At 68.1% G+C, this 25,738-nt stretch carries 22 protein-coding genes and 1 riboswitch; of the genes, 7 read left to right on the top strand and 15 right to left on the bottom strand.

The window, feature by feature from the left end; genetic code table 11:
- Window positions 1-30 precede the first annotated feature (30 nt).
- From I4U41_RS13180 to I4U41_RS13165, 4 genes are all read left to right on the top strand, one after another.
- Window positions 31-552, top strand: coding sequence for an ATP-dependent zinc protease family protein (locus I4U41_RS13180; protein ID WP_206861542.1), 522 nt, complete (start codon window positions 31-33; stop codon window positions 550-552).
- Window positions 549-1,454, top strand: coding sequence for a 30S ribosomal protein S6--L-glutamate ligase (rimK, locus tag I4U41_RS13175; RefSeq protein ID WP_206861541.1), 906 nt, complete (start codon window positions 549-551; stop codon window positions 1,452-1,454). Before I4U41_RS13180 ends, rimK begins: the two co-directional genes overlap by 4 nt.
- 450 nt (window positions 1,455-1,904) lie before the next feature.
- A complete protein-coding gene (locus I4U41_RS13170; protein ID WP_115843471.1) occupies window positions 1,905-2,585 on the top strand; it encodes a response regulator transcription factor in 681 nt (226 codons plus the stop codon).
- Window positions 2,545-3,930, top strand: coding sequence for a sensor histidine kinase (locus I4U41_RS13165; protein ID WP_206861540.1), 1,386 nt, complete (start codon window positions 2,545-2,547; stop codon window positions 3,928-3,930). The genes I4U41_RS13170 and I4U41_RS13165 overlap by 41 nt, the downstream gene beginning before the upstream one ends.
- 248 nt (window positions 3,931-4,178) lie before the next feature.
- On the opposite strand, the gene I4U41_RS13160 is transcribed toward I4U41_RS13165, so the two are convergent.
- The 6 genes from I4U41_RS13160 to metK form a co-directional block, all read right to left on the bottom strand.
- Window positions 4,179-5,090 (bottom strand): branched-chain amino acid transaminase, encoded by a 912-nt coding sequence (locus tag I4U41_RS13160; protein ID WP_206861539.1) that lies wholly within the window; start codon window positions 5,088-5,090, stop codon window positions 4,179-4,181.
- An 83-nt stretch (window positions 5,091-5,173) separates the two neighbouring features.
- On the bottom strand, window positions 5,174-5,782 hold the full coding sequence (locus I4U41_RS13155; protein WP_206861538.1) for a hypothetical protein: 609 nt from the start codon (window positions 5,780-5,782) through the stop codon (window positions 5,174-5,176).
- A 77-nt stretch (window positions 5,783-5,859) separates the two neighbouring features.
- Entirely contained in the window at window positions 5,860-6,435 is a 576-nt protein-coding gene (locus tag I4U41_RS13150; protein WP_206861537.1) for a hypothetical protein, read from the bottom strand.
- Between the two features lie 79 nt (window positions 6,436-6,514).
- Window positions 6,515-7,342 carry a methylenetetrahydrofolate reductase [NAD(P)H] gene (gene metF, locus I4U41_RS13145; RefSeq protein ID WP_206861536.1) on the bottom strand — a complete coding sequence of 276 codons (828 nt, stop codon included), beginning with the start codon at window positions 7,340-7,342 and terminating at the stop codon, window positions 6,515-6,517.
- A 143-nt stretch (window positions 7,343-7,485) separates the two neighbouring features.
- Entirely contained in the window at window positions 7,486-8,946 is a 1,461-nt protein-coding gene (gene ahcY / locus I4U41_RS13140; RefSeq protein WP_206861535.1) for an adenosylhomocysteinase, read from the bottom strand.
- A gap of 74 nt (window positions 8,947-9,020) precedes the next feature.
- Window positions 9,021-9,116, bottom strand: a riboswitch (S-adenosyl-L-homocysteine riboswitch).
- A gap of 155 nt (window positions 9,117-9,271) precedes the next feature.
- Complete coding sequence (metK, locus tag I4U41_RS13135) at window positions 9,272-10,492, bottom strand: methionine adenosyltransferase (RefSeq protein WP_206861534.1); 1,221 nt, start codon at window positions 10,490-10,492, stop codon at window positions 9,272-9,274.
- Window positions 10,493-10,758: 266 nt separating this feature from the next.
- Between metK and olsF the strand changes: the two genes are divergently transcribed.
- From olsF to I4U41_RS13120, 3 genes are all read left to right on the top strand, one after another.
- Window positions 10,759-12,504, top strand: coding sequence for a bifunctional ornithine lipid synthase OlsF (gene olsF / locus I4U41_RS13130; protein WP_206861533.1), 1,746 nt, complete (start codon window positions 10,759-10,761; stop codon window positions 12,502-12,504).
- A gap of 5 nt (window positions 12,505-12,509) precedes the next feature.
- Window positions 12,510-13,343 (top strand): UDP-2,3-diacylglucosamine diphosphatase, encoded by an 834-nt coding sequence (locus tag I4U41_RS13125; protein WP_425492562.1) that lies wholly within the window; start codon window positions 12,510-12,512, stop codon window positions 13,341-13,343.
- A 197-nt stretch (window positions 13,344-13,540) separates the two neighbouring features.
- Complete coding sequence (locus I4U41_RS13120; protein ID WP_206861531.1) at window positions 13,541-14,614, top strand: metal-dependent hydrolase; 1,074 nt, start codon at window positions 13,541-13,543, stop codon at window positions 14,612-14,614.
- Window positions 14,615-14,764: 150 nt separating this feature from the next.
- Here the strand turns inward: I4U41_RS13120 and I4U41_RS13115 are convergent, their stop codons facing one another.
- The 9 genes from I4U41_RS13115 to I4U41_RS13075 all read right to left on the bottom strand — a co-directional run bounded on the left by I4U41_RS13115 (window position 14,765) and on the right by I4U41_RS13075 (window position 25,460).
- Window positions 14,765-15,079 carry a hypothetical protein gene (locus I4U41_RS13115; RefSeq protein ID WP_206861530.1) on the bottom strand — a complete coding sequence of 105 codons (315 nt, stop codon included), beginning with the start codon at window positions 15,077-15,079 and terminating at the stop codon, window positions 14,765-14,767.
- Between the two features lie 305 nt (window positions 15,080-15,384).
- Window positions 15,385-16,221, bottom strand: a complete 837-nt coding sequence (locus I4U41_RS13110; RefSeq protein WP_206861529.1) for a class I SAM-dependent methyltransferase — start codon at window positions 16,219-16,221, stop codon at window positions 15,385-15,387.
- A 209-nt stretch (window positions 16,222-16,430) separates the two neighbouring features.
- Window positions 16,431-17,441, bottom strand: coding sequence for a tRNA dihydrouridine synthase DusB (gene dusB / locus I4U41_RS13105; protein WP_206861528.1), 1,011 nt, complete (start codon window positions 17,439-17,441; stop codon window positions 16,431-16,433).
- A gap of 66 nt (window positions 17,442-17,507) precedes the next feature.
- The gene (locus I4U41_RS13100; protein ID WP_206861527.1) at window positions 17,508-18,590 is read right to left on the bottom strand and encodes a PepSY-associated TM helix domain-containing protein; all 1,083 of its coding nucleotides are present in this window, start codon (window positions 18,588-18,590) and stop codon (window positions 17,508-17,510) included.
- A gap of 18 nt (window positions 18,591-18,608) precedes the next feature.
- Entirely contained in the window at window positions 18,609-20,750 is a 2,142-nt protein-coding gene (locus I4U41_RS13095) for a TonB-dependent receptor (RefSeq protein ID WP_206861526.1), read from the bottom strand.
- 274 nt (window positions 20,751-21,024) lie between these two features.
- A complete protein-coding gene (locus I4U41_RS13090; RefSeq protein WP_206861525.1) occupies window positions 21,025-22,029 on the bottom strand; it encodes a ribokinase in 1,005 nt (334 codons plus the stop codon).
- 81 nt (window positions 22,030-22,110) lie between these two features.
- Window positions 22,111-23,409, bottom strand: coding sequence for a nucleoside transporter C-terminal domain-containing protein (locus I4U41_RS13085; protein ID WP_206861524.1), 1,299 nt, complete (start codon window positions 23,407-23,409; stop codon window positions 22,111-22,113).
- Window positions 23,410-23,625: 216 nt separating this feature from the next.
- The gene (locus tag I4U41_RS13080; RefSeq protein WP_206861523.1) at window positions 23,626-24,696 is read right to left on the bottom strand and encodes a GGDEF domain-containing protein; all 1,071 of its coding nucleotides are present in this window, start codon (window positions 24,694-24,696) and stop codon (window positions 23,626-23,628) included.
- Between the two features lie 185 nt (window positions 24,697-24,881).
- The gene (locus I4U41_RS13075) at window positions 24,882-25,460 is read right to left on the bottom strand and encodes a TMEM165/GDT1 family protein (protein ID WP_206861522.1); all 579 of its coding nucleotides are present in this window, start codon (window positions 25,458-25,460) and stop codon (window positions 24,882-24,884) included.
- Window positions 25,461-25,738 lie beyond the last annotated feature (278 nt).

The following is a 25,738-nucleotide window of genomic DNA, read 5'->3' as shown; positions in this document are numbered from 1 at the left end:
TTTGTCTTTCAGACGATGTCTGGAGGCGCGATGGCAAGCAGGATCGTGCTCGGCTGGCGTGAATGGATCGCCCTGCCGGAACTCGGCATTGGGCGGTTGCGGGCGAAGGTGGACAGCGGCGCGCGAAGTTCGGCGCTGCACGTGGATTCGCAATGGCGGTTCCACGAGCGCGGTGGTCCGTGGGTCGGCTTCTGCCTGAGCCCCGGCCACGGCGCGCCGATGATCGAAGCCGTGGCGCCGGTGTTCGACGAACGCGAGGTCACCGATTCGGGCGGACACTGCACGCGTCGCGTGTTCGTCCGCACGACGCTGGCGCTGGCGGGCATCGAACGCGAGATTGAAATCAATCTGTCCGATCGGCGCGGGATGCTGTTCCCGATGCTGCTCGGGCGTACCGCGCTGGCGCGCGCGTTCACGGTCGATCCTGGGCGCTCGTTCCTGCACGGACGACATGCCCGGCGCGAGCCGGGTGTCGTCGCCGTATCCCGCCCCGCCGCGCCCGGCGAGGCGGTTCCCTTCCCGACCTCGCCCCCGCACCGCCGCCCTTCATGAAACTGGCGATCCTCTCGCGCAACAGCAAGCTGTACTCCACCCGCCGCCTGGTGGAAGCCGCGCGCGACCAGGGCCACAGCGTGCGCGTGCTCGACCCGTTGCGCTGCTACATGCGCATCGCCAGCGACGGATTCAGCATGCGCTACAAGGGCAAGCCGATCTCCGGCTACCAGGCGGTGATCCCGCGCATCGGCGCCTCGATCACGCGCTACGGCTCGGCGGTGCTGCGCCAGTTCGAACTGATGGGCACCCTCACGCCCAATTCCTCCGACGCCGTGCTGCGCGCGCGGGACAAGCTGCGCTGCCACCAGCTGCTCGCGGCCGAACACATCGGCCTGCCGACGACGGTGTTCGGCGACAACCCGGACGACACGCACGACCTGCTGTCGATGCTCGGCGCGCCGCCGCACGTCATCAAGCTCAACGAGGGCACGCAGGGCGCCGGCGTGATGCTCACCGAGAAGTTGTCCGCCTCGCAGGGCGTGATCGAGGCGCTGCGCGGCCTGTACGCCAATTTCCTGGTGCAGGAGTTCATCGAGGAAGCGCGCGGCGCCGACCTGCGCTGCTTCGTGGTGGGCGGCCGCGTGGTGGCGGCGATGAAGCGGCAGGCGCCAAAGGGCGACTTCCGTTCGAACCTGCATCGCGGCGGCACCGCCAAGGGCGTGCGCGCCAGCGCGGCGGAAGAAGATGTCGCAATCCGCGCCTCGCGCGTGCTGGGGCTCGGCATCGCCGGCGTGGACCTGATCCGTTCGCAGCGCGGTCCGCTGGTGCTCGAAGTCAACGCGTCGCCCGGACTGGAAGGCATCGAGGACGCCAGCGGCGTGGACGTGGCCGGGGAGATCGTCACGTATCTGGCCGAGCGCGTACGGCGGAAGGCGGTGAAACGGGCCGCCGCGCGCTGAGTCCGGCGTTCGCGGCGGATGCGTGCGCGTTCGCCGAAGTTCTGCGATCAAGCCGCGTTCAGCGGCCATTTTCAACGCTGAATAACGCGGATTTAACGCCTGTTTTTAACGACGGTTTAATCGAAATCGGCGTAGCCTGTGCCTACCGCAGCACTGCCGCTCTTCCAAGTCAGTACCTGGTCGATGCAGGTTACGGTAATCGGGGCAATACCTTTTTGGCCCAGGCACGGTGGCCCCGTGTCTGGGCCTTTGTTTGGGCGGTGCCGTCGGCTCCGGTCCGGCGCGCGGCGATCGCGAACGTGCGTTGCGACGTCAGCGCACGGTGATCGGCGCACTTCGGCGGCTCTGGCAATATCGTTAAGCTCCCCGGCAACGTCGCGCGCGCATTCAGACGATGCGGAACCGCAGCGGCTCGCGCCGGTCGAAGGCCCATTACCCAGGAAAGGTCACATGCGCATTCTCGTCATCGAAGACAACCAGGACATCGCGGCCAACCTCGGCGATTTCCTCGAGGACCGCGGTCATACCGTCGACTTCGCCGCCGACGGCGTCACCGGCCTGCACCTGGCGGTGGTCCACGACTTCGACGCGATCGTCCTCGACCTCAACCTGCCGGGCCTCGACGGCCTGGAGGTCTGCCGCAAGCTGCGCAACGAAGCGCGCAAGCAGACGCCGGTGCTGATGCTCACCGCGCGCGACTCGCTGGAGAACAAGCTGGCCGGCTTCGATTCCGGCGCCGACGACTACCTCATCAAGCCCTTCGCGCTGCAGGAAGTGGAAGTGCGGCTCAACGCGCTCTCGCGTCGCGGTCGCGGCGTGCAGACGCGCGTGCTCAACGTCGCCGACCTGGAATACAACCTCGACACGCTCGAAGTGCGCCGCCAGGGCAAGCTGCTGCAGCTCAATCCGACCGCGTTGAAGATCCTGCAGGCGCTGATGGAAGCCTCGCCGGCCGTGGTCACGCGCCAGGAACTGGAAACGCGCGTCTGGGGCGAGGAACTGCCCGATTCCGATAGCCTGCGCGTGCACATCCACGGCCTGCGCGCGGTGGTCGACAAGCCCTTCGACGTGCCGCTGATCCAGACCCGCCATGGCATCGGTTACCGCATCGCCGCGCCCGACAACGGCTGACCGGGTGGCCGAGGAAACCGCACCGCCGCGAAGGCGCACCCGTTTCCGGCGGCAGCTTCGCAGCCGCATCATCCTCGCGTTCGTGCTGCTGGGCTTCGGCCTGACGGCGCTGTTCGCGTGGGCGACCAACTGGACGCGCAACCGCGTGGAGAACCAGCTGGTCGAGGACGTGATGAACCGGAACATCGAAATGGCCGCGCGCCAGTTCGAGCTGGATCCGGAGAACCCGCAGTTCGCCGTCGACCAGATCCGCGCCTACGTCTATCCGATCGACAAGATCGATTCGGTCCGGGTGAACTGGCCCGAATGGTACGAGCTGGGCGACGGCATCTACGGCATGACCGGCGTCGCCAACGGCGAGCCATTCGCGTACAAGCTCGCCGTGCGCAAGACGCCCAAGGCATGGTTCTTCCTCGCCTACGACATGTCGCAGGCCTCGCGTGGCGAAGCGCAGTTCCAGCGGGCGATCTGGGCGTCGGTGTTCGTGTTCACGCTGCTCTCGCTGCTGGTGGGCTGGTGGTCGGCCTCGCGCGTGATGAGCCCGGTGACCGAACTCGCCAAGCGTCTCAAGCAGTCGGGCCGTAGCGCGGAGCCGGAAAACCTCGCCTCGCATTTCCCCAGCGACGAAGTCGGCCAGCTGGCCGAAGCGCTGGACGATTACGCCGAGCGGCTCACCGAAGTGGTGCAGCGCGACCGCGAGTTCAACGCCGACGTGAGCCATGAACTGCGCACGCCGCTGGCGGTGATCAAGGGCGCGGTCGAACTGCTGCTTTCGCGTCCCGACGTGGACGAGAAGACGCGCAACCGCCTGCTGCGCATCCAGCGCGCCGAGCAGCAGTGCACGGACCTGATCAGTGCGCTGCTGCTGCTCTCGCGCAACGAGCGCGGGCACGGCGCGACCGACGTGGCGAGGGTCGCCGAACAACTGCTCGATGCGCATCGGGCGCAGCTCGGCGGCAAGCCGCTGGACCTGCGCGTGGAAGGCGAACCGAGCCTGATCGTCGATGCGCCGGAAGCGGCGGTGTCGGTGGCGCTGGGCAACCTCATCGGCAACGCGGTGAAGTACACGACCGAAGGCGAGGTCGTGGTGCGCATCGGCAGGCGTTCGGTGGACGTGGTCGATTCGGGGCCGGGACTCAGCGAGGAAGATGCGGCGAAGCTGTTCCAGCGTGGGTATCGCGGCACGCATGCGGGGCATTCGCAGGGCGGTGGCATCGGCCTGTCGATCGTGCGTCGGCTGTGCACGCTCTACGCATGGGACGTGCAGGTGCGGCCGGGCGGACCGCGCGGGGTCATCGCGACGCTGACGTTCGATTCGCCGGTGATTTCGATTCCGGTGGGGTGAGAGGCGTTTGCCCTTCTCGGAAGGGCGATCTTCTCGGGAAGGTGGTGCTGCTCGTGTAGCCCGGGTAAGCGAAGCGCACCCGGGTAGGCGAGGCGGCCGGGCCCCGGGTGCGCTTCGCTTACCGGGCTACAAGAACAACGGGTGATGGTGCGACACGCACGCCCACACGCACCCGCAAGCACGCCATCGACCGCACCAACAGAAAAGGCGCCTCCCGGCGCCTTTTCCATCCACGACAATGCGCTCGCTTACAGCGCTTCCAACCAGCCGTACTTGTCCGGCGTCTTGCCGTCGAACAGGCCGAAGAACAGATCCTGGATGCGCCGCGTCAGCGGGCCCGGCTTGCCGGCGCCGACCTGTCGGCCATCGACCGAACGGATCGGGGTGATCTCGGCCGCGGTGCCGCACATGAACAACTCGTCGCACAGGTACAGGTACTCGCGCGGCAGGTCGCGTTCGACCACTTCGATGCCGGCGTCGCGGGCGAGGGTGATGATCGTGTTGCGCGTGATGCCGTTGAGCAGCGCCGCGCTCACCGGCGTCGTGTGCAGCGCGCCGTCGAAGACGAGGAACAGGTTCTCGCCGGCGCCTTCCGACAACAGGCCGGTCGACGCCAGCGCGATGCCTTCGCCGAAGCCGAGGCGACGCGCCTCGCGCGCGACCAGCTGGCCGGAGAGGTAATTGCCGCCCGCCTTCGCGCCGGCCGGCAGGGTGTTCGGGGCGAATCGCTGCCAGCTCGACACGCAGGCGTCGATGCCCTGTTCGAGCACGCTCGCGCCCAGGTACTGGCCCATCTTCCACGTGGCGACGGCGACGTCGGTCGGCGTGTCGGCCGACAGGCCGAAGCCGCCCAGGCCGCGGTAGGCGACCGGGCGCAGGTAGTCGGTGGTGTTCTCGTTCGCGCGGATGACCTCGCGGCAGGCCGCGTTGATCTGCTCCAGCGAGTACGGCATCGCCATGTCGTAGATCTTCGCCGAGGCGAACAGGCGGGTGTTGTGGTCGGTGAGGCGGAAGATCACCGGGCCGCCGGGCGTCTGGTAGCAGCGGATGCCTTCGAAGACGGACGAGCCGTAATGCAGCGCGTGCGACATCACGTGCGTGGTGGCGTCGGCCCAGCGCTTGATCGCGCCGTTGTGCCAGATCCAGTCGGGGTATTGCATCGCGGCATTCCGTCAGGGGAAACCGCTATTGTGCCCGCGTCGCGCCGGCTTCCCAAACGACCGGGCTTGCCGGTCGCGGCGCTTCAGCCCTTGATCCACCAGCAGCCGAAATGCTTCTGCAGGCCGAACACGGTCCGCGACGGGGTGATGCCGTTCTCCTGCGTCTGCTCCACGCGCACGGCGACCGGCACTCGCGGCGGCGGGGCCGTGGGTGCTTCGGCGGTGACGGCGTGGAGTTCGGCGTCTGCGAAGGCGGAGTAGGACGGTGCCGGCTCGGCCACCAGTGCTGGCTCGTCCTCGGGCATTACCGGCACGATGTCCACCAGCGGTCGCTGCACGATCGCATCCAGCCGCTCCATTACCCGGTACGCGCTGCTGCCGGACATGCCGGCCCAGTGGTAGACGCCGGCGAGGCGGTTGGCGTCGTGCGCGCCGAAGGCGGTGTTCATCTCGAACAGCAGGTCGTCGATATTGCGGGCGCAGCCGCCGCCGCGCTTCTTCTCGACATTGCCGACGACCGGCGGACCCTGCTGCACCTGTTCGACGCCGCCGACTTCCTCGCAGCCGCGATCGGTGAACACGCTCTGCCCATCGGGCAGCACGCAGTGCCGCACCTGCGCGGGGGCCGGCGCGGACCACGCCAGGGACAACAAGGCGGAGACGACGAGGAACGGGCGGGCGGGCACGGGCATCGGCGCAGACTAGCGGGGCGGATCGCCGTCGCACAGTGCGTGCATCGCACATCCGCGCGCGGTGTTCGGGGCGGCATTCAGAAGCGCACGAAGTAGCAGCCGGCGTACCGCTCCACGCCGACTTCCATCACGCGTTGCGGCCGGGCGAAGGTCAGCTGCATCGCGCCGCTGCCCCCACCGCCGGCGAAACCCGGCCAGAAGCTGGCGTCGATGAGCGACTGCCGCGCCAGTTGCTGCAGCCGGTTCATCACCACGTGCGCCTGCCGATGGCGAAGGCCGGGCCAGTGCACGCTTTCGGCGATGCGGTTCACATCGCCCATGGCGAAGGACGCGAGCAGGTCGATCGACAGTTGGGTGGGGCTGCGTGCGCAGCCGGCCTGCGGTGCGCGGCGGGTGCGGATCGCGTTGGAGAGCGAACGCGTGCGCGCGGAATCGGTGGCGAACGCCGCATCGTCCATCGCAAGACGGCTGATCAGTTCGCTCGACATCGGCGAAGGCTTCGCGTCGAACGCGGCGCAGGCGCTGTCGGTGTAGACGGCCGAGCCGTCGGAAGTCTCGCAACGGTGGAGGGCGCCTGCGGCATGCGCGGGGGCAAGCGCGCACGACAACGCGAGGATCGCACTCCACGCCGCAATCGAACGCGGCGGTTTCATGTCGGTTCCCGGGGGGGGGGGCGGGTGCGCTCATCGTCCGCCCGGAACCGTCAATACCGCGTGTGAGATCGCCGCTTCGTCAGCCCATGCGCGCGAGCACGGACAGCGTCGGTTTGGTCAGGTTCAGCGTGTAGAAATGCAGGCCCGGAGCGCCGCCCTCGACCAGGCGACGGCACATGTCCGCGACGAAATCGGCGGCGAACTCGCGGATCGATTCCACGTCGTCGCCGTAGGCCTGCATGCGCTTGCCGATCCAGCGCGGGATCTCCGCGCCGCACGCATCGGAGAAACGGCGAAGCTGCGAAAAGTTCGAGATCGGCATGATGCCCGGCACGATCGGAACGTCCACGCCGAGCCGGCGCGCATCGTCGACGAAACGGAAATACGCATCCGCGTTGTAGAAGTACTGCGTGATCGCGCCGTTCGCGCCGGCATCCACCTTCGCCTTGAAGTGGCGCAGGTCGGCGAGCGCGTCGTCGGACTGCGGATGGCATTCCGGATAACAGCCGACCTCGATGTGGAAATAACCGTCGTGCTCGCGGCGGATGAACTCGACCAGTTCGGTCGCGTAGCGGAAATCGCCGGTGTGGCCCATGCCCGAGGGCAGGTCGCCGCGCAGCGCGACGATGCGGTGGCAGCCCATGGCCTTGTAGCGTTCCAGCAGTTCGCCCAGTTCCGCGCGCGTGCCGCCGACACAGGACAGGTGCGGCGCTGCATCCAGCCCGTGTTCCCGGTGCAGGCGCTCGACTGTCTCGGGCGTGTAGCTCAGCGTCGAACCGCCCGCGCCGAAGGTGCACGAGACGTACTCGGGCTTGTGCGACTTGAGCTTCGCCGCTGTCTTGTCGAGCTGCGCGCGCTGCTCGTCGGTCTTGGGCGGATAGAACTCGAAGCTGATGGGCGTGGGCATGCGGGCCGCTCGCAGAGGGTTCGGGAGAGTTTATCTCTTCATCGCGATGAATTGAACGGACTTTGGCGGCGTGGACGGTCGTCCAAAAGAAACGGGCGCCGAAGCGCCCGTTTCCGTGCATCGCGGAGCGATACCGCCGTGGATCAGTAGCGGTAATGATCCGGCTTGTACGGACCTTCCACCGGCACGCCGAGGTAGGCGGCCTGTTCGCTGGTCAGCGTGGTCAGCTTCACGCCGATCTTCTCCAGGTGCAGGCGCGCGACTTCCTCGTCGAGCTTCTTCGGCAGGATGTAGACCTTCGGCTCGTAGCTGTCCTTGTTCGCCCACAGGTCGATCTGCGCGAGCGTCTGGTTCGAGAACGAGTTCGACATCACGAAGCTCGGATGGCCCGTGGCGCAGCCCAGGTTCACCAGGCGGCCTTCGGCCAGCAGGAAGATCGAGTTGCCCGGCTTTCCGTCGGCACGATTGAAGGTGTACTTGTCCACCTGCGGCTTGATGTTCAGGCGCGTGGCGCCCGATGCGTTCAGGCGATCGACCTGGATCTCGTTGTCGAAGTGGCCGATGTTGCAGACGATGGCCTGGTCCTTCATCTGCGACATGTGTTCGAGCGTCAGCACGTCCTTGTTGCCGGTGGTGGTGACGTAGATGTCGCCACGGCCCAGCGTCGATTCGACGGTGTTGACCTCGAAGCCTTCCATCGCCGCCTGCAGGGCGTTGATCGGATCGATCTCGGTGACGACCACGCGCGCGCCGTAGGCACGCAGCGAATGCGCCGAGCCCTTGCCGACGTCGCCGTAGCCGCACACCACCGCAACCTTGCCGGCGAGCATGACGTCCATTGCGCGCTTGAGGCCGTCGGCCAGCGACTCGCGGCAGCCGTACAGGTTGTCGAACTTGCTCTTGGTGACCGAGTCGTTGACGTTGATCGCCGGCACCAGCAGCTTGCCGGCTTCGGCCAGCTGGTACAGGCGGTGCACGCCGGTGGTGGTCTCTTCCGAGACGCCCTTCCAGTCGCGAACGACGGTGTGCCAGAAGCCCGGACGCTCGGCGTGCACCTTCTTCAGCAGGTTCTTGATGACCTGCTCTTCGTGGTTGCCCGACGGGGTGTTGACCCAGTCGCTGCCGTTCTCGAGCTCGTAGCCCTTGTGGATCAGCAGCGTGACGTCGCCGCCGTCGTCGACCACCAGCTCCGGGCCGAGGTACTTGTCGGCGCCCGAACCCGGGAAGGTCAGCGCGGCCAGCGTGCAGTCCCAGTATTCCTCCAGCGTTTCGCCCTTCCACGCGAAGACCGGCGTTCCCGACTTGGCGATCGCGGCGGCGGCATGGTCCTGCGTCGAGAAGATGTTGCACGAGGCCCAGCGCACGTCGGCGCCGAGGTCGCGCAGCGTCTCGATCAGCACCGCGGTCTGAATCGTCATGTGCAGCGAGCCGGTCACGCGAACGCCCTTGAGCGAGGCCGCGGCGGCGTACTTCTTGCGGATGGACATCAGGCCCGGCATCTCGTGCTCGGCGATGTCGATTTCCTTGCGACCCCAATCGGCCAGGGAGATGTCGGCGACCTTGTAGTCGCCCTCGGTCGAGAAGGTCTTGATCTGTGCGTTCATCAGATTGCTCCGGTTTGTGTCCCGTTCTCCCGCTCGCGGGAGAGGGTGGGGTGAGGGCCGGCCGTGGAGGCCTGCCAAACCGGGCGCCGTTGTTCGTGTTCGGTCCTGCCGAGCCTGATTCCGTGCCTCCAGGAGATGGAGGTTCCGGACTTGCAGCGCCCCTCGGCGGGAACGCGCATTCTAGCCGTTCATGGCCCCGGATGAGTGAACCCGGCGCGGTCCCGGGCGTCGTCGCGCAGGCATGAAAAAGGCCGCTTTCGCGGCCTTTTTCCTTTCTCCCCGGCCCCTTCCGGACGAGCGGGAGGAGCTTTGGGGTGGCGATGCCTTACTTCAGCTTCGCATCGGCGCGCAGGGCATCGGCGCGGTCGGTCTTCTCCCACGAGAAGGCCGTGGCGGTCTGCTTCTTGCCGGCGCCGTCGACGTAGGACACTTCCTTCGGCTTGCGACCGAAGTGGCCGTAGGCGGCGGTGTCCTGGTAGACCGGGTGGATCAGGTCGAGCATCTTCACGATGCCGTACGGACGCAGGTCGAAGTGCTTGCGGATCAGCTTCTCGATCTTCTCGTCCGGGATCTTGCCGGTGCCGAAGGTGGTGACCGAAATCGAGGTCGGCTCGGCCACGCCGATGGCGTAGGACACCTGCACTTCGCAGCGGTCGGCCAGGCCGGCGGCGACGATGTTCTTGGCGACGTAGCGCGCGGCGTAGGCGGCCGAACGGTCGACCTTCGACGGATCCTTGCCCGAGAACGCACCGCCGCCGTGACGGGCCATGCCGCCGTAGCTGTCGACGATGATCTTGCGGCCGGTCAGGCCGCAGTCGCCCACCGGGCCGCCGATCACGAAGATGCCGGTCGGGTTGATGTGGATCTTGTTCTTCGGCAGCGACTCGAGCCACTTCTTCGGAAGCACCGGGCGCAGGATGTTCTCGTACACGCCTTCGACCAGGTCCTTCTGCTTGATGCCCGGATCGTGCTGCGTGGACAGCACGACGGCGTCGAGGCCGGCGACGTTGTGGTTGGCGTCATAGCGCAGCGTGACCTGCGACTTCGCGTCCGGACGCAGCCACGGCAGCGGCGAGTTCTTCTTCTTGCGGATCTTGGCCTGCTGCTCGACCAGGCGGTGCGAGTAGTAGATCGGGGCCGGCATGAATTCCGGCGCCTCGTTGCAGGCGTAGCCGAACATCAGGCCCTGGTCGCCCGCGCCCTGTTCTTCCGGCTTCTTGCGGTCCACGCCCGCGGCGATGTCCGGCGACTGCTTGCCGAGCATGTTGATGATCGCGCAGGTGTGGCCGTCGAAGCCGACGTCGGAATTGTTGTAGCCGATCTCGTTGATCACGCGGCGCGCCAGCGACTCGATGTCGACCCACGCGGTCGTGGTGACTTCGCCGGCGACGATCGCGGCGCCCGTCTTCACCAGCGTCTCGCAGGCCACGCGTGCGCGCTTGTCCTGGGCCAGGATCGCGTCCAGGACGGCATCGGAGATCTGGTCGGCGATCTTGTCCGGATGGCCTTCGGAGACGGATTCGGAGGTGAACAGGTAGCTGGACATCGAGGTCAATATCCCTTGATTCGGATGAAAGGATGGCCGCGCATGATACAGGCTCGGCCGGGTCGGCGCATTGTGCGCCATGGAGATGTTGCGCGCTGGTTAAGCGCTGCAGGGCGTTCGCGGGCGCCGCGCCGGCTGAACAACGCCCTGGAACCGCCCAATCGCCGGGCTGTCACGTTCCTGTCCCCAAACCGCCACCTCCCTGTCGCCATGCGCGCCCAACCTTCCGCGGCGAACGCCCCGCCGGGGCGATGCGCGCACGCTGCATGCCACTCGAACGCCGCCTGCAAGAACGCTTTCCGCACTGGTTCCGGGGCCGCCGCGCGAGCGTCGCCCGGCCGCTGCTGCGCACGATCGGCCGCTGGTCGCGATTCGACCAGGTCGAGGAATTCCTGCATGCCAACGGCCACCTGCGCGATTTCGACTTCGTCGCCGCGGGGCTCGACCACCTGCAGGCGCGCTACACCGTCGATGCGGACGAACTCGGGCGCATCCCCGCCACGGGCCGGCTGCTGATCGTCGCCAACCACCCGTCGGGCGCGCTCGATGCGCTCGCCCTGCTCGACGCCGTCGGCCGCGTGCGCCGGGACGTGCGGATCGTCGCCAACGACCTGCTCGGCGCGCTGGAACCGCTCGAGGGCCTGCTGCTGCCGGTGCGCATCCTCGGCGGGCGACCGAGCCCGCAAAGCCTGGCCGCCATCGATGCCGCGCTGGCCGCCGACGAGTGCGTGATCGTCTTTCCCGCCGGCGAAGTCGCGCGGCTCGGCCTGCGCGGCGTGACCGACGGGCGCTGGCGGCGCGGCTTCCTGCGCTTCGCCCGCGCGAGTGGCGCGCCGGTGCTGCCGGTGCGGATCGAAGCACGCAATTCAGCGCTGTTCTACGGCGCCTCGGTGTTGTTCAAGCCGGCCGGTACCGCGCTGCTGGCGCGCGAGATGTTCGCCCGCCGCGCGCACCGCATCGCCCTGCGCATCGGCACGCCGCTGGTGTTGCCGGCCGATGGAAACCCGCAGCGCGTGCTGCGCGATGTGCGTCGCGAGCTGTTCTCGCTCGGTCGCCGTCGCGGCGATTCGGCCACCTCCATCGCGGCCGAGCCCGCCGCGCCGCTGGTCGCGCCGCTCATCGATCCGCTCGATCCGGCGCAGGTGCGTGAAGGGGTCGACGCGATGACGCTGCTCGGCCAGACCTTCGACGGCAAGCAGATCCGCGTCGGAAGGCTCGCCGCCGGTTCGCCGCTGCTGCAGGAAATCGGCCGCCTGCGCGAACTCACCTTCCGCGCGGTGGGCGAGGGCACCGGCCAGCGGTTGGATGTCGATGTCTACGACAGCTGGTACGAACACATCGTGCTGTGGGATGCGCAGGCGGCGAAGATCGCCGGCGCGTATCGCATCGCGCGCGGTGCCAGCGTGCTTGCCGAACGCGGCCTGGCCGGGTTCTACACCGCGTCGCTGTTCGCCTACGCCGACGACGCGGTGCCGCGCATCGCGCAGGGCATGGAACTGGGGCGCAGCTTCGTCGCACCCGATTACTGGGGCAGCCGCAGCATCGATTACCTGTGGCAGGGCATCGGCGCGTACCTGGCGGCGCATCCGAACGTGCGTTACCTGTTCGGGCCGGTGTCGATCAGCGCCGCGCTGCCGGCCGCCGCGCGCGAGCAGATCGTCGCCTACTACGCGCGCTACTACGGCAGCGAGGCGCACAGTGCGGTCTCGCGCCAGCCGTTCGTCTACCAGGCCGCGCCGCCGCAATTCGGCGAAGTGGACGCGGCCACCGCGTTCCGCGTGCTGAAGAACAACCTCGACGCGCTCGGCGCCACGCTGCCGATGCTCTACAAGCAGTACACCGAGCTGTGCGAACCGGGTGGCGCGCGATTCCTCGCGTTCGGCGTGGATCCGGCGTTCAGCGATGCGGTCGACGGGCTGATCGAGGTCGACCTGGAAAAGCTTCGCCCGAAGAAGCGCGAGCGCTACCTCGGCGCCGTGCCCAGCCAACCGTGCCTGGAGACCGCCGGATGACGTCGATGCCGACCGTGTTGCCGCCGCGCCGACGCGCGGTCTTCGTGTCCGACGTCCATCTGGGTTCCAAGCACTGCCACGCGGCCGAACTGGCCGATTTCCTCGCCGGGCTGCGCTGCGATCGTCTTTACCTCGTCGGCGACATCGTCGATCTGTGGTGGATGGCGCAACGGCGCGCGCGCTGGGGCGCACACCACAACCGCGTGGTCGAGGCACTGCATGCGCTGCGTCGCGCCGGCACCGAACTGATCTACGTGCCGGGCAACCACGATCGCCCGATCCGCCGCTTCTGCGGCCTCGCGCTGCCGCGCATGCGGGTGCGCCGCCGCATGGTGCACGTCACCGCCGACGGCCGTCGCCTGCTGGTCACGCATGGCGACGACTACGACGGCGTCACCCATTTCGGCGGCCTGCAGGAACGATTCGGCGACTGGCTGTACTACCGCATCCTCACCGGCAACCAGTGGCTCAACCGCATCCGCCGGTTGTCCGGCCGGCGCTACTGGTCGTTGTCGGAATTCCTCAAGCGCCGCAGCGGCGCGGCCGAGCGCTACATCGCGCGGTTCGTGCAGGCCGGACTGGACGATGCGCGGCGCCGCGGACTCGACGGCATCGTCTGCGGGCACATCCATCGCGCGTCGCTGATCGAACGCGACGGCCTGATCTATGCGAACGACGGCGACTGGGTCGAAAGCCTCAGTGCGATCGCGGAGGACCCGGACGGGATGCTGCGGTTGCTGACGCATACGGGGGAGACGCGGGGGGTGATCGGGCCTTCGCGGCGCGACGAGAGCACCGACGCGGAGCAGCAGCCAGTGGCGGAACCGCAAGCGGCCTGAACTCCCCCGCGACTGCAGGAGGGTGGGGGAGGGGTGAAGTGCAGCACCGTTGCGCCGACGAAGGGCGCCGCGGACTTGAATGCCGCGCATGCTTCGGCCGCATCACCGCACCGCACGCCCTGACCCTCACCCCGACCCCTCTCCGGAAGGGAGAGGGGTTCAAACACCCAACCACGCGAACCCGCTAGCATCCGGGCATGGATTCCTTCACCCAGATCGTCCTCGGCGCCGCCGTCGCCGCCGCCATCGCACCGCCGCAGCATCGGCGCGCCGCACTGCTCGCCGGCGCGGCGCTCGGCACGCTGCCCGACCTCGACGTCCTTCCCATCAACCTGATCACCGACGACCCGGTCGCGCGCATGACCTGGCATCGCAGCTTCAGCCATTCGCTGCTGGTGCTGCCCTTCGTCGCGTGGGCGATCTGGGCGTGGTTCCGCTCGCGTGGCGGCCGTGTCGCGCAATCGCCCAAGCGCTGGTTCTGGGCGATGCAGGGCGCGCTGGTGACGCATCCGCTGCTCGACGCGTTCACCGTGTACGGCACGCAGCTGCTGTGGCCCCTGCCGGTTCGCCCGACGATGTGGTCGAGCGTGTTCATCATCGATCCGCTCTATACCGTATGGCTGCTGCTGGCGTGCGTCATCGCGTGGTTCGCGCGGGAGCGGCGCATCGCGCACGCCATGCTCGTCGCCGGGCTGTCGGTGAGTTCGCTTTACCTCGGCCTGTCGCTGCTCGCCAAGCGGCAGGTCGACCATGCGGCGGAGCAGGCGCTCGCAGCGCAGGGGCTGGCGGATGCGCCGCGATTCTCGGTGCCGATGCCGTTCAACATCCTGCTCTGGCGCGTGGTCGCGATGACGCCCGACGGCTTCGTCGAAGGCGAACGCTCGCTGGTCGCGGACCAGGGGCTGATGCGGTTCCGCCATCATCCCTCCGACGTCGCCGCGATGTCGCAGGTACGGGAATTCCCGGCCGTGCAGCGCCTGCAGTGGTTCAACCGCGGATTCATGAAGGCCCAGGTGCGCGATGGCGAACTCGTGCTGTCGGACCTGCGCATGGGCGCCGAGCCCGATTACAGCTTCAGTTTCGCGGTCGCGCGCCAGGACGGCGGCTGGAAGGAAATCCCGCCGCACCAGCTGCAATGGCCGTGGGAAGCGGGGCGACGCCTGGAAGCGATGTGGCATCGCATCTGGCACGAGCCGGCGAGCGACATCGCCAGTGCGGGCGCAAGCGAAAGCACGCCGCGCGCGTCGGCGGAAGGCGTCACGCTGGATTGATCCCCTGTGCCGGAACCGGCGTCTCCTGCGGGGCCGCGTGGCGTGCGCACGCGGTCCCTTCAGATGGACATTGAACGGTTCACGTAGGCACCCGATCGTCGGTTGGACCGGCCCGCCCGGAGCGCGCGACGACGCGCACCCCGGCCGGACTTACAGCGCATCGCGCTCCGAGAGCGTCTCGCGGTCGAGCTGCACGAGGTACTCGTTGCCCTGCGCGTCGCGCAGCGCGATGGCTTCGCCATCCATCAACCGCTCGTAGTTGTCCTTGCCGACGGCGGCAACGAACTTCTTGTACGCGCGATTGTAGGTGTACGGATACTCCGCGAACGCCGTGCGGTTGCCGACGAGCATCGTGACCTTGCGCTCGCTCAGCCCGGTGACTTTCGACAGATCGCCTACCGGATCGGCGGCCCATGCCGGGGCCACCGCCATTGCCAGGGCGATGAATGCAAGCTTGGCTTTCATGTTGGCCTCCTGGTCCGCCGGAGCGCTGCGGTGGATCCGCAGAGGGGACGCCCCGACGCTCGCAGGTTGGGTCATGCGATGCGGAAAAACATCGGCCGAAGGGGGGCGTTACTTTCGACCTGCACCGTTCGTCGCGAGCGCGATGCAGGCACATGCGCATGAAGGTTACATGCGAAAACGATGCGAGGCCTTCACGTATCTCACCAAAGCGGGGAACGAGTGGAGAGGAACGGGAAACGAGCAGGTGATGCAACGCGTTACCCGTTTCCCGTTCCTGGTTTCTCGTTCCTGCGCTGGTAGCAGTTTCAATAAACGACCGCGCGCGCCTGCACGAACGCGTAGAAGAACACCGCATTCGGATCGTTCTGCACCTGGTGCATCTCGCGGCGCATGCCGTCGACCACGTCCTGCGTGACCTTGCCCGCTTCGATCAGCTGGTCGGCGGCGGACAGCAGCAGTTCCTCCCAGAACGCGATCATCGTCTTGCGCCGCGCCGGTTCGCGGTTGTCGAAGTAGAACGTCTTCACTTCGGTGGTCACGTCCCGGAAGCCGCCGGCCAGCAGCAGGTTGCCGAGCTTCGCGCCGACGAACGGATCGCCGCCGCTGTCGTACTGGAAGTCGTTGAACGCCATCCAGTAGCGCCATACGTTCGGCGAATACGGATCGAGCAGGAAGGACGAGTTCATCACCTCGGTGATGTACACCGGCGATCCCGGCGCGAGCACGCGGCGCACTTCGTTGAGCACGCGCGAGGGCGAAGGCACGTGCTCGAGCACCCAGCACAGGAAGGCGGCATCGAAGCTGCGCGGTTCGAAAGGCAGATTGGTGGCGTCGGCCTGGTGCAGGTCGTAACGGCCTTTCAGCCATGGCATCGCATCGAGGTTGGCGCGCGCGGCGTCGAGCTGCGCTTCGTTGAGATCGACGCAGGTCGCGTGCAGTTCCGGGAAGCGGCGCAGCAGGATTTCGGTCTGCGCGCCGACACCGCTGCCCACTTCCAGCAGCCGCTGCGCGCTGCTGTAGTCGATGTTGTGGAAGATCGTCGATTCGGCCAGCCGCGCCTGCTTGACCAGCCGCGCCTGTTCGGTCGCGGAGAAGCCGTGCAGGTAGGGGAAGTCGGAGCAGGACGTCGGGTTGGAAGGCATGGCGGCACCGGTGCGGTATCGGATGCCGGGATGCTCGCATGGCGGAAGTTAAGAACCAGCCGTCGCGGCAGGAACGTGCTGTCCCATTCCCGTTTTCCCAGTATCACCGTCATCCCCGCGAAGGCGGGGATCCGACTGTCCGCATCGATTCCGTCTTCCGGATGGCTGATGCGCCCGAAGGATGGCTTCCCGACTTCGCGGGAAGTTCGTTACGCCGCCACACCCAGCGGCTGCACGCCCGCGATCAACGCATCGAAGTAGTCGCGCGTGAGCGAGAGCTGCGCCTCCGCCGTCTCCGCCCGGTTCACCACCGCGCGGAACGCCGCGTTCTCGGGTCGGTCCTTCGCGTACCAGCCCAGATGCTTGCGCGCGATACGCACGCCGGAGACCTCGCCGTAGAACGCATGCAGGTGTTCCAGATGCCCGAGCAGCACGTCGCGCACTTCCGCCAGCGTGGGTTCGGGGAGCGTTTCGCCCGTTTCCAGGTAGTGCGCGATCTCGCGGAAGATCCACGGCCGGCCCTGCGCCGCGCGCCCGACGAGCACCGCATCGCAGCCGGTGTGCGCGAGCACCTGCGCGGCCTTGTGCGGGGAATCGATGTCGCCGTTGGCGAACACGGGAATCGACAGCGCGGCCTTCACTTCGGCGATCGTGTCGTATTCGGCGAAGCCGGTGTACTGCTGGTCGCGCGTGCGGCCGTGCACGGCGAGCGCGGCGATGCCGGCACGTTCCGCGATGCGCGCGATCTCCAGCGCGTTGCGTTGCCCGGCGGCCCAGCCGGTGCGGATCTTCAGCGTGACCGGCACGTCCACCGCGCGCACGACGGCGTCGAGGATGCGCGCGACCAGTTCCGGCTCGCGCATCAGCGCCGATCCGGCCCAGGCGTTGCAGACCTTTTTCGCCGGGCAGCCCATGTTGATGTCGATGATCTGCGCGCCGTGGTCGACGTTGTAGCGCGCGGCATCCGCCATCACCTCCGGCACGGTGCCTGCGATCTGCACGCTGATCGGCGCCGGCTCGCCTTCGTGGTCCATGCGGTGGCGCGACTTCGACGTGGTCCAGAAACGCGGGTCCGAAGTCGTCATCTCCGACACGCACAGCCCCGCACCCATGCGCTTGCACAGGATGCGGAACGGCTTGTCGGTCACGCCCGCCATCGGCGCCAGGACGACGCGCGGGGCGATCTCGTGCGGACCGATGCGGAAGGAGAGGGCGGACATGGCCTTATTGTAGCGGCGGGATATCGTTGTCCCGTGCGAGGCCATCACGCCACCCGGATCGCCGGCTTACCGCTTCCCGCGTCGACGCCGCCAGAACAGGAACCCCGTCACCAGCAGGAACATCGGCAGCAGCCCGATGAACGCGGTGATCCACTTCATCGTGCTGCCGCCGACCGCGCCGATGTGCAACGGATAGAACGCCTGGCTCATGCGCATGCCGAGGCCGTGCGTCGTCGCGTCGAAGGCCTGGACGACCCGGCCGTCGCGCGTCAGCACGATCGTGCTGCGTCCCACCGGATGCCATTCGCCGTGGGCCTGTGCGCGGAACGAGACCGCGCCTTCATCCGGATCGGGCACCGACACGCGTGCCAGCCGCGCCTCCGGAATCGCGATGCGCGCCTGCGCGATCGCGTGCGTCCAGTCGATCGGCGCACTGCTCGCGGGCAGTTCCGGCGCCGCCACGTTCTTCCCGCCGAACGCACCCGTCAGGGCCTTCTGGAAGCCTTTCGAATACACCATGCCGACGCCGGTCACCGTCCCGAGCAACAGCAGCGGAAGCAGGATCACGCCGGCGCTGCGATGCCACGTGAGCCAGCGCCGCACTGGCGGTCCCGCGTGCACCTTCAGTTGCGCGAGATAGCGCCCCGCCTTCGGCCACCACAGATACAGGCCGATCAGGATCATCGCCAGCGAGATCCAGCCGATCACGCCCCAGACTTCGCGACCGGTCTTTCCACCGAGCAGGTCCACGTGCCACTCGTGCAGCCACAGCAGCACGTCGTCGCGATGGCTGCGGTAGAGCAGCAGCGCGCCGTCCTCGGGCGCGAAGTACTGGCGATGTCCGTCCTCGAAATACGCCTGCCAGACCGGCAGTTCCTCGCGCGGAAGATCGAGCGAGCGCAAGCCTTCCGGCCGCCAGCGTTCGATGAGTTGCGCGAGCACGCGCCCGTCTGCGACGGGTTCGTGCTGCGCGAGTTGCGGATGCTGCAGTTTGAGCAGATCGACATGGAACACCAGCACCGTGCCCGCCAGCGAGGCGAGTGCGAACACCAGCCCCGCGGTCAGCCCCGTCCACAGGTGCAGCCACGACAGCGCCGCGCGCAGGCGCCGCCTGGGCGGTGCCTTCGATGCGGCGACGGTGGTGGCCATGTCCATCTGCGTGGTTTATCAGAACCGGTGCGACCAGCCCACCGTCAGCACGCGACCGCGACCGGCGGTGTAGGTGTCGGCGCGCGGCGTGGTCTGCGAGTAATACGTCGTGTACTGCTCACCGAACAGGTTCTCCACGCCCACGTTCAGCGCGCCGACCGGCAGCTGGAAGCGCGCCTGCAGGTCGACCGTCGTGTAACCCTCGAACTCGTCCGGCAGCGTCGTGCCGCGATAGTCGAAATCGCGGTCGAGCGAGTGGCTGGCCTGCAGGCGCGTGGAGATCGCCGGCGTCCAGGACTGCTCCCAGAAGGCGGTGGCGCGATCCGGGCTCACGTTGACGCCCGGCAGGTCGCTGTCCACGCGATCGTCGCCGTTGCTGTCGTATCGGCCGTCGGTCTGCGCGTAGGCCAGGCCGACGCGCGTGGCGTCGCTGAACTGGTAGGCGACGCTGCCTTCGAAACCGTCGATCTCGGTGCGCTCGCGCACGACCTTGTAGAACTGCGTGGCCTGGTCGAAGGCCAGGCGCGAACCCAGGTCGGAATCCGACCAGAACGCCGCCAGGTGCACCAGCCAGCGGCCGTCGTCGTAGTCCAGGCCGATTTCCTGGTTGTCGGCGATGACCGGCTGGAGGTCGACCAGCGTGTCCACGCGCTGGTCCGGCGTGTTGATCGCGCGCAGCACGCGGCCGATGTCGGCCACCGTGTAGCCTTCCGAATAGGACGCGTAGAACTTCAGTGCGTCGGTGGCTTCCCACACGATGCCGACGTTCGGCAGGGTCTCGCTGGTTTCCGGCGAACCGCCTTCGACGAGGTAGCGCGTGCCATGGATGCCGGGCGTGAGGCGCTGGTCGGGAATGGTGATGTAGTCGTCGACCTGCAGCTTGCCGCGTTCGTGGCGCAGGCCGCCGGTCAGCATCACCGAATCGGCCACCCACCATTCCAGCTGCACGAAGGGCGAAACCGACTCGTAGGTGGTTTCCGGCACCCAATCCATGCCGGCGCGCACGAGTTCCTGCGAGGTCGTGTCGCGCGCGATGTCCAGGCCCAGGGTCGCGCGCAGGCGCAGGCCGAACAGGTCGCCACGCGACCAGCTGAACTTGCCGCCGAGCTTTTCCGACGCGTTCTGCGACTGGTCGAACCAGTCCGGATCGCGGCCGTCGCCCCAGAAATCGCCCCAGAAGCTGCCGCCGTACAGGGCCTCGAAATCGACCCAGTACAGCTGCGCCTGGAAGTAGCCGCCGGCGAGCGCCTTGTCGGTGTAGTCCAGCGTCAGCGAGGTGGAGCGGTTGCGCGGGCCTTCGCCGATGCTGCCGCCGCGCGCGGACGTCGCCGTCTCGCCGGTGGCGGGATCGCCTTCGACCGCGTGGTAGTTGTTGTTGCCCTGCAGTTCGTAGCGGTTCGCGCTGAGCTGCAGACGGCGGTTCCCGTCGAGGTTCCAGCCGGCCTTGGCGAAGAGGTTGTAGCTCTCCGCGTCCATCAGGTCGCCCTGCACGTCGTTGACGGCGATCGAGTCGCCGTCGGCGTCGTAGTACAGGCCTTCGCTGGCGTACGAGGCGCCGCCGACGAAGTCGAACGCGCCGCTGCGCGTGCCGAACAGGTAGGACGCGCGGTAGCCGGTGCTGTCGCTCTCGTGCGGCACGGCGGTGGACGCGGACACCGAGACGTCCTGGAAGGCCTGGCCGTCCTGGCGCGGCGCGCGCTTGGTGATGATGTTGATGATGCCGCCCGACGCGCCCAGGCCCTGCAGCGCGTTCGCGCCGTGGATGACCTCGATGCGCTCGATCATCGACGGATCGATGGTGTGGCCGTCGCGACCGCCGTCGCGCAGCGGCGTGGACTGCGGCACGCCGTCGACGAGGTACAGCGGCTTGCGTCCGCGCAGCGTCTCGCCGCTGTTGGTGAGCTTCTGGCGCGAGGGCGCGAAGGAGGGAATCAGGTTCGCCAGCACTTGCGATACGTCCTGCGTCAGCGCGAGCTGCTGCTGCAGCTGCGCCTGGTCGATCACGGTGATCGTGTTCGGCAGCGCGGCCTCGGAATCGGGAATGCGGCTGGTGCTGGCGGAAACGGTCACGCGATCGATGTCGGTGGCCTCATCGGCGTGGGCGACAGGCGCGACGAGGGCGGCCAGCAGGGCACTGGCGAGGGCATGGCGGCGGAGCATCGTGGGTTCCGGGACGTCGAAAGCCCGCCATGGTAATGCGAATGGTTCTTATTTGATAGGGCGGCGGGTTTTGTTGCGCTGGCGCGGACGGTGTTCGGTACAACGACGTGCCCCGATGCCTGCGCCCCTCCCCCCGGGAGAGGGGTCGGGGTGGCGGGCGGGACGTGCGATGTAGTGATGCGGTTGGTGCCGGCGCTTAGCCGATCGAAGCGACTTTCGTCAGCGCTTCGGCGCTGTGCGCTTCACCCCTCCCTGCATTCGCAGGGGAGGGCGTTCAACCAAAGCGCGCGCGCACATCCGCGTCGCGCGGCATCGACAACGCCGCGCCCTCGCGCTCGGTCGAAAGCGCCGCATACCGGTTCGCGTAATGCAGATGATCGGCGAACGCCGCGTCCGGTCGCAGCGCCCACGACGCCGCCAGCGCGCCGTTGAACGCATCGCCGGCGCCGGTGGTGTCCACCGGATGCACCTTCGTGCCGGCGACGCGGTAGTACGAACGTGCATCCGCGCGTAGCGCGCCGTCCGCGTGCGAGACGAAACAGCCCGCCGCGCCCAGCGTGATCACGACCGTCCCGTGTGGAAGCAGCCGGCGGCACCAGCCGTGCAGCGCCGCATCGCCCAGCGTCGTCAGAGTGGAGGCATCGAGGTCCTCGCCCACGTGCCGGCGGACCTGCGAACAGAATTCGGTTTCGTTGGGCGTGACGACGTCGCTCAGCGCGAGCAGTGACGCCGGCAACTGCGCGTCCGACGGCGCGGGATTGAGCACCGTCGGAACGCCATGCGCGCGCGCCGCGACGAAGGCGGCTTCGATCGCCGCCAACGGCGATTCCAGCTGTGCCAGCAGCACGTGCGCGCCGGCGATGCGCTCGCGCTGGGATTCGACGAACGCGGCCGAGAGATCCGCGTTCGCGCCCGGTCCGATCACGATCGAATTGCGGCCATCGTGATCGACATAGATGCCGGCGGTGCCGGTCGGCGCCTCGCTGACGAGGTCGCGCAGCTCGATGCCGTCGGCTTCCGCCAGTGCGCGCGCCAGTTGTCCGCCGAGGTCCTGGCCCAGCGCGCACACGAACGTCGTCGTCGCGCCGGCGCGGGCCGCGGCGGTGGCCTGGTTGAAACCCTTTCCGCCCGGGCCGGTGTGGTACTGCCCGCTGAGCGTCTCGCCCGGCCGCGGCAGCGTCGCGACGGCCCAGACGTGGTCGACGTTGAACGAACCGACGACGACGATGGCGCCGGGATGGGTGATTCGTGATTCGTGATTCGTTGAAGCAACGCTCATCGCTACGCCTGCCGAAGGTTGTGGCCGATCGGGGATCCGCCTGTGCGAATCACGAATCCCCAATCGCGAATCACGGCATCTTCAGCTGCCGAACCACGTCAGCACGCCCGCGATCGTCGCCGTCATGAACGTCGCGATCGAACCGCCGAGCACCGCGCGCAGGCCGAAGCGGGCGAGATCCTGGCGACGTTCCGGCGCGAGGCCGCCGATGCCGCCGATCTGGATCGCGATCGAGCTGAAGTTGGCGAAACCGCACAGCGCGTAGGTGGCGATCAGGCGGCCCTGGTCGGTCAGCGTCACGCCGGCGACCTTGCCGTTGACGATGTCGGCCAGTTGCAGGTAGGCCACGAATTCGTTGATGACGATCTTCTGGCCGATCAGGCTGCCGACGATCGGCGCGTCCTGCCACGGCGTGCCGATCACCCACGCCAGCGGCGCGAGCACATAGCCGAAGATGGTCGCCAGGTCGAACGGCTTGCCGATCGCGGCGGAAATGCCGGTGACCTCGCCGAACCACGCGAGCGGCCAGTTGATCAGCGCGATCAGCGCGATGAAGGCCAGCAGCATCGCGCCGATGTTCAGCGCCAGACGCAGGCCGTCGCCGGCGCCAGCCGCCGCCGCATCGATGACGTTGGCGGTGGTCTTCTCCACTTCCATCTTCACCGTGCCGCGCGTGAGCGGCTCGCCGGTTTCGGGCACGAGGATCTTGGCGATGACCAGCGTGGCCGGCGCGGCCATGATCGACGCGGCCAGCAGGTGCTTGGCGTAGAACGCCTGCTGCTCCGGATCGCCGCCGCCGAGCATGCCCACGTACGCGGCGAGCACGCCGCCGGCGATGTGCGCCATGCCGCCGATCATCATGGTGATCAGCTCCGACTCGGTCATCTTCGGGATGTACGGGCGCACGGTCAGCGGTGCCTCGGTCTGGCCGATGAAGACGCTGGCGCAGACGCTGGTGGTTTCCGCGCCGGACACGCGCATCACCTTGGTGATCACCCATGCCATCGCGCGCACCACCGCCTGCATCACGCCCAGATGGTAGAGCACGCCCATCAGCGCGGCGAAGAAGATGATGGTCGGCAGCACCTGGAAGGCGAAGATGAAGCCGTAGGTGTTCACGTCCATCAGGCTGCCGAAGATGAACTTCGAGCCTTCGTTGACGAAGCTGAGCACCTTCACGAAGCCGTGGCCGATGGCGTCGAACACGTCCTTGCCGCCCGGGACCAGCAGCACCAGCGCGGCGAAGGCGACCTGCAGGCTCACGCCGGTGGCGACCAGCTTCCAGTCCACGCGGCGCTTGTTGTTCGAAAACAGCCAGGCGATGCCGATCAGCACGGCAAGACCAAACAGGCCAAAGGCCACCCGGGTAATGGCTTCCACTCAGTTCTCCCCTGCAACCGGCGGCCGGCAGCGAGTCGTTGTCGTTCAGGAATGATGCGGCCTGGGCCCCTGCGAGGGGCGGGTCACGGCTGCGGCGGCGCGTAGTTTACGACGAGGCCGAGCGGGCGCGGCGGCGGGCGCGTCCAGAAGGGCTCGCCGCGATCGGGTGTCGGAAAAGTGCGCGTCGAGGGATCGGGCCAAGCCATCAGTGCGCCGTCATGTATCCCGCGCGACGACCTTGTTGCGGCCCTGGAGCTTGGCCTGCTGCAGGCGCCCGTCGGCGCGGCGCAGCAGCCTCGACAGGTCGGAACCTTCGTGCGGGAAGCCCGCCAGCCCGGCGCTGAAGCTCAGCGCGACCGTGTCGGCGCCGCGCTCGGGTTCGAACGGCCGCTCGCCGAGCGCGCGGCGGATCGCGTCCACGCGTTCCCAGGCGGTGCCGATCGGCTTGCGCAGCAGCAGGACGAATTCCTCGCCGCCGATCCGCACCAGCCATTCGCCCGGTTCGGCAAGTTCGCGCAGCACCGCGACCACGTGCCGCAGCGCGCGGTCACCGGCGTGGTGGCCGTGGGCGTCGTTGATGCGCTTGAAGTGGTCCAGGTCGATCAGCGCCAAGGTGAGGCTGTCGCCGTCATGCCGCACGCTGTCGAACAGGCGCGGCACGCGGTACAGCAGCCAGGTGCGGTTCGGCAGGCGGGTGAGGCCGTCGGTGCCGGACATTTCCACCAGCCGCTGCATGCGGTAGACCACCATCGCGGTGATCAGCGTGAACACCACCAGCAGCAGCACGCGCTGGACCTGGCCGCCCATGGTGATGGCGCCGTAATCGCTGGAAATCAGCTGCTCGGGCGAGGACGCCGACGCGAACACCCACAGCACCAGCAGGCTGTACTGGCCGATGGCCAGCGCGCCCGCGAACAGCGCGATGCGCCCGTCGCTGCGCGGTGCGGTGAGCACGATCGAAATCACGTAGCCGCACCATGCGGTGAGGTTGTTCAGGCCCGCCGGCAGGTGGTCGGCGGCGAGGATGACCAGCAGCACCGTCGTGGCGGTGACGTCGAACGCGGAAGAAGCGAACGGCAGCCAGCGGAACAGCCGCCGCCGCCGCGCCATCGCCAGCCACAGGTGCGCGAAGATGTTGACGACGATCGCGCCGACCAGCCCGATCAGCGTGTCCTTGACGCTGCCGCCGCCGAGCGCGTTCGTCACCGGCAGCACCAGCAGCATCGCGGCGATGACCACGCGCAGGCGCGCGACCATCAGCTCGCCGCCGGCGCCGATCTCCAACATGATTTCATCCGGCCGCGCCAGCAGCGCGGCGACGACGTCGCGGACCCTACCGCCGGTTCCGAGCATGCGCTTCCCCCGCTTGCCGGCCCTCCCGGGGCCGCGCCGAGCATAGCGCGCCAAGGCGGTTCCCCGCGCGGCGCCCTCCTTTCGGCATATGGAAGGAACGCGCAGTGTTCGATACCCCCTTACGAAATCCCGCGCACCGCCGCCCACGCCGCCAGCACCAGGAACACCACCGCCGCCGTATAGCGCGCCGCCTTCAGCGGCAAGCGGTCGGCGAGCTTGCTGCCCAGCAGCACCACCGGCACGTTCGCCAGCAGCATGCCGACGGTCGTACCCACGACCACTTCCCACAGCGGCGGGTACTTCGCGGCCAGCAGCACGGTCGCGACCTGGGTCTTGTCGCCGATCTCGGCCAGGAAGAACGCGAACGTCGTGGCGATGAACGCGCCGCGCGCCGGCAGCGATTCCTCGCCTTCGTCGAGTGTGTCCGGCTTGAGCGTCCACAGCGCGACCGCGAGGAAGCTCGCCGCGACCACCCAGCGCAGCACGTCCGGGCTCAGCCATTGCGCCACCAGCGTGCCGAACCAGCCGGCGAGGGCGTGGTTGAGCAGCGTGGCGACGAGGATGCCGGCGATGATCGGCAACGGCTTGCGGAAGCGCGCGGCCAGCAGCAGGGCGAGGAGCTGCGTCTTGTCGCCGATCTCGGCGAGCGCGACGGTGCCGGCGGACACCGCGGCGGTCATCAGGGGAAAGTGGTCCATGGACGTTCCGGGGGGTCGGGCTTTCGCGTGGACGCGAAAGGCAGCCGCCACGCGGCCCGACCCGGCTCTCGCCAGTTGCTCGCATGACGCCTGCCTTCGGTCTTGCCCGTGGTGGCTGGCCGTCGCCGGCTGGCTGCCGCTCCCGCGCCATGGCCTGTGGGCCAAGTGTGTTGACGCGGGTCTCCGCTGCGTGTCGCGGCGGATGGGCTACTCCCCGGAGGAGGAAGTGCGCGCATTGTACCGACCGGACCGCCACAGGGGCAGGGCTAAACTGAACG

Origin of the sequence: Lysobacter changpingensis (assembly GCF_017308985.1) — a bacterium.
GTDB lineage: Bacteria > Pseudomonadota > Gammaproteobacteria > Xanthomonadales > Xanthomonadaceae > Lysobacter_J > Lysobacter_J changpingensis.
This window is presented reverse-complemented; position numbering and strand designations above follow the sequence as displayed.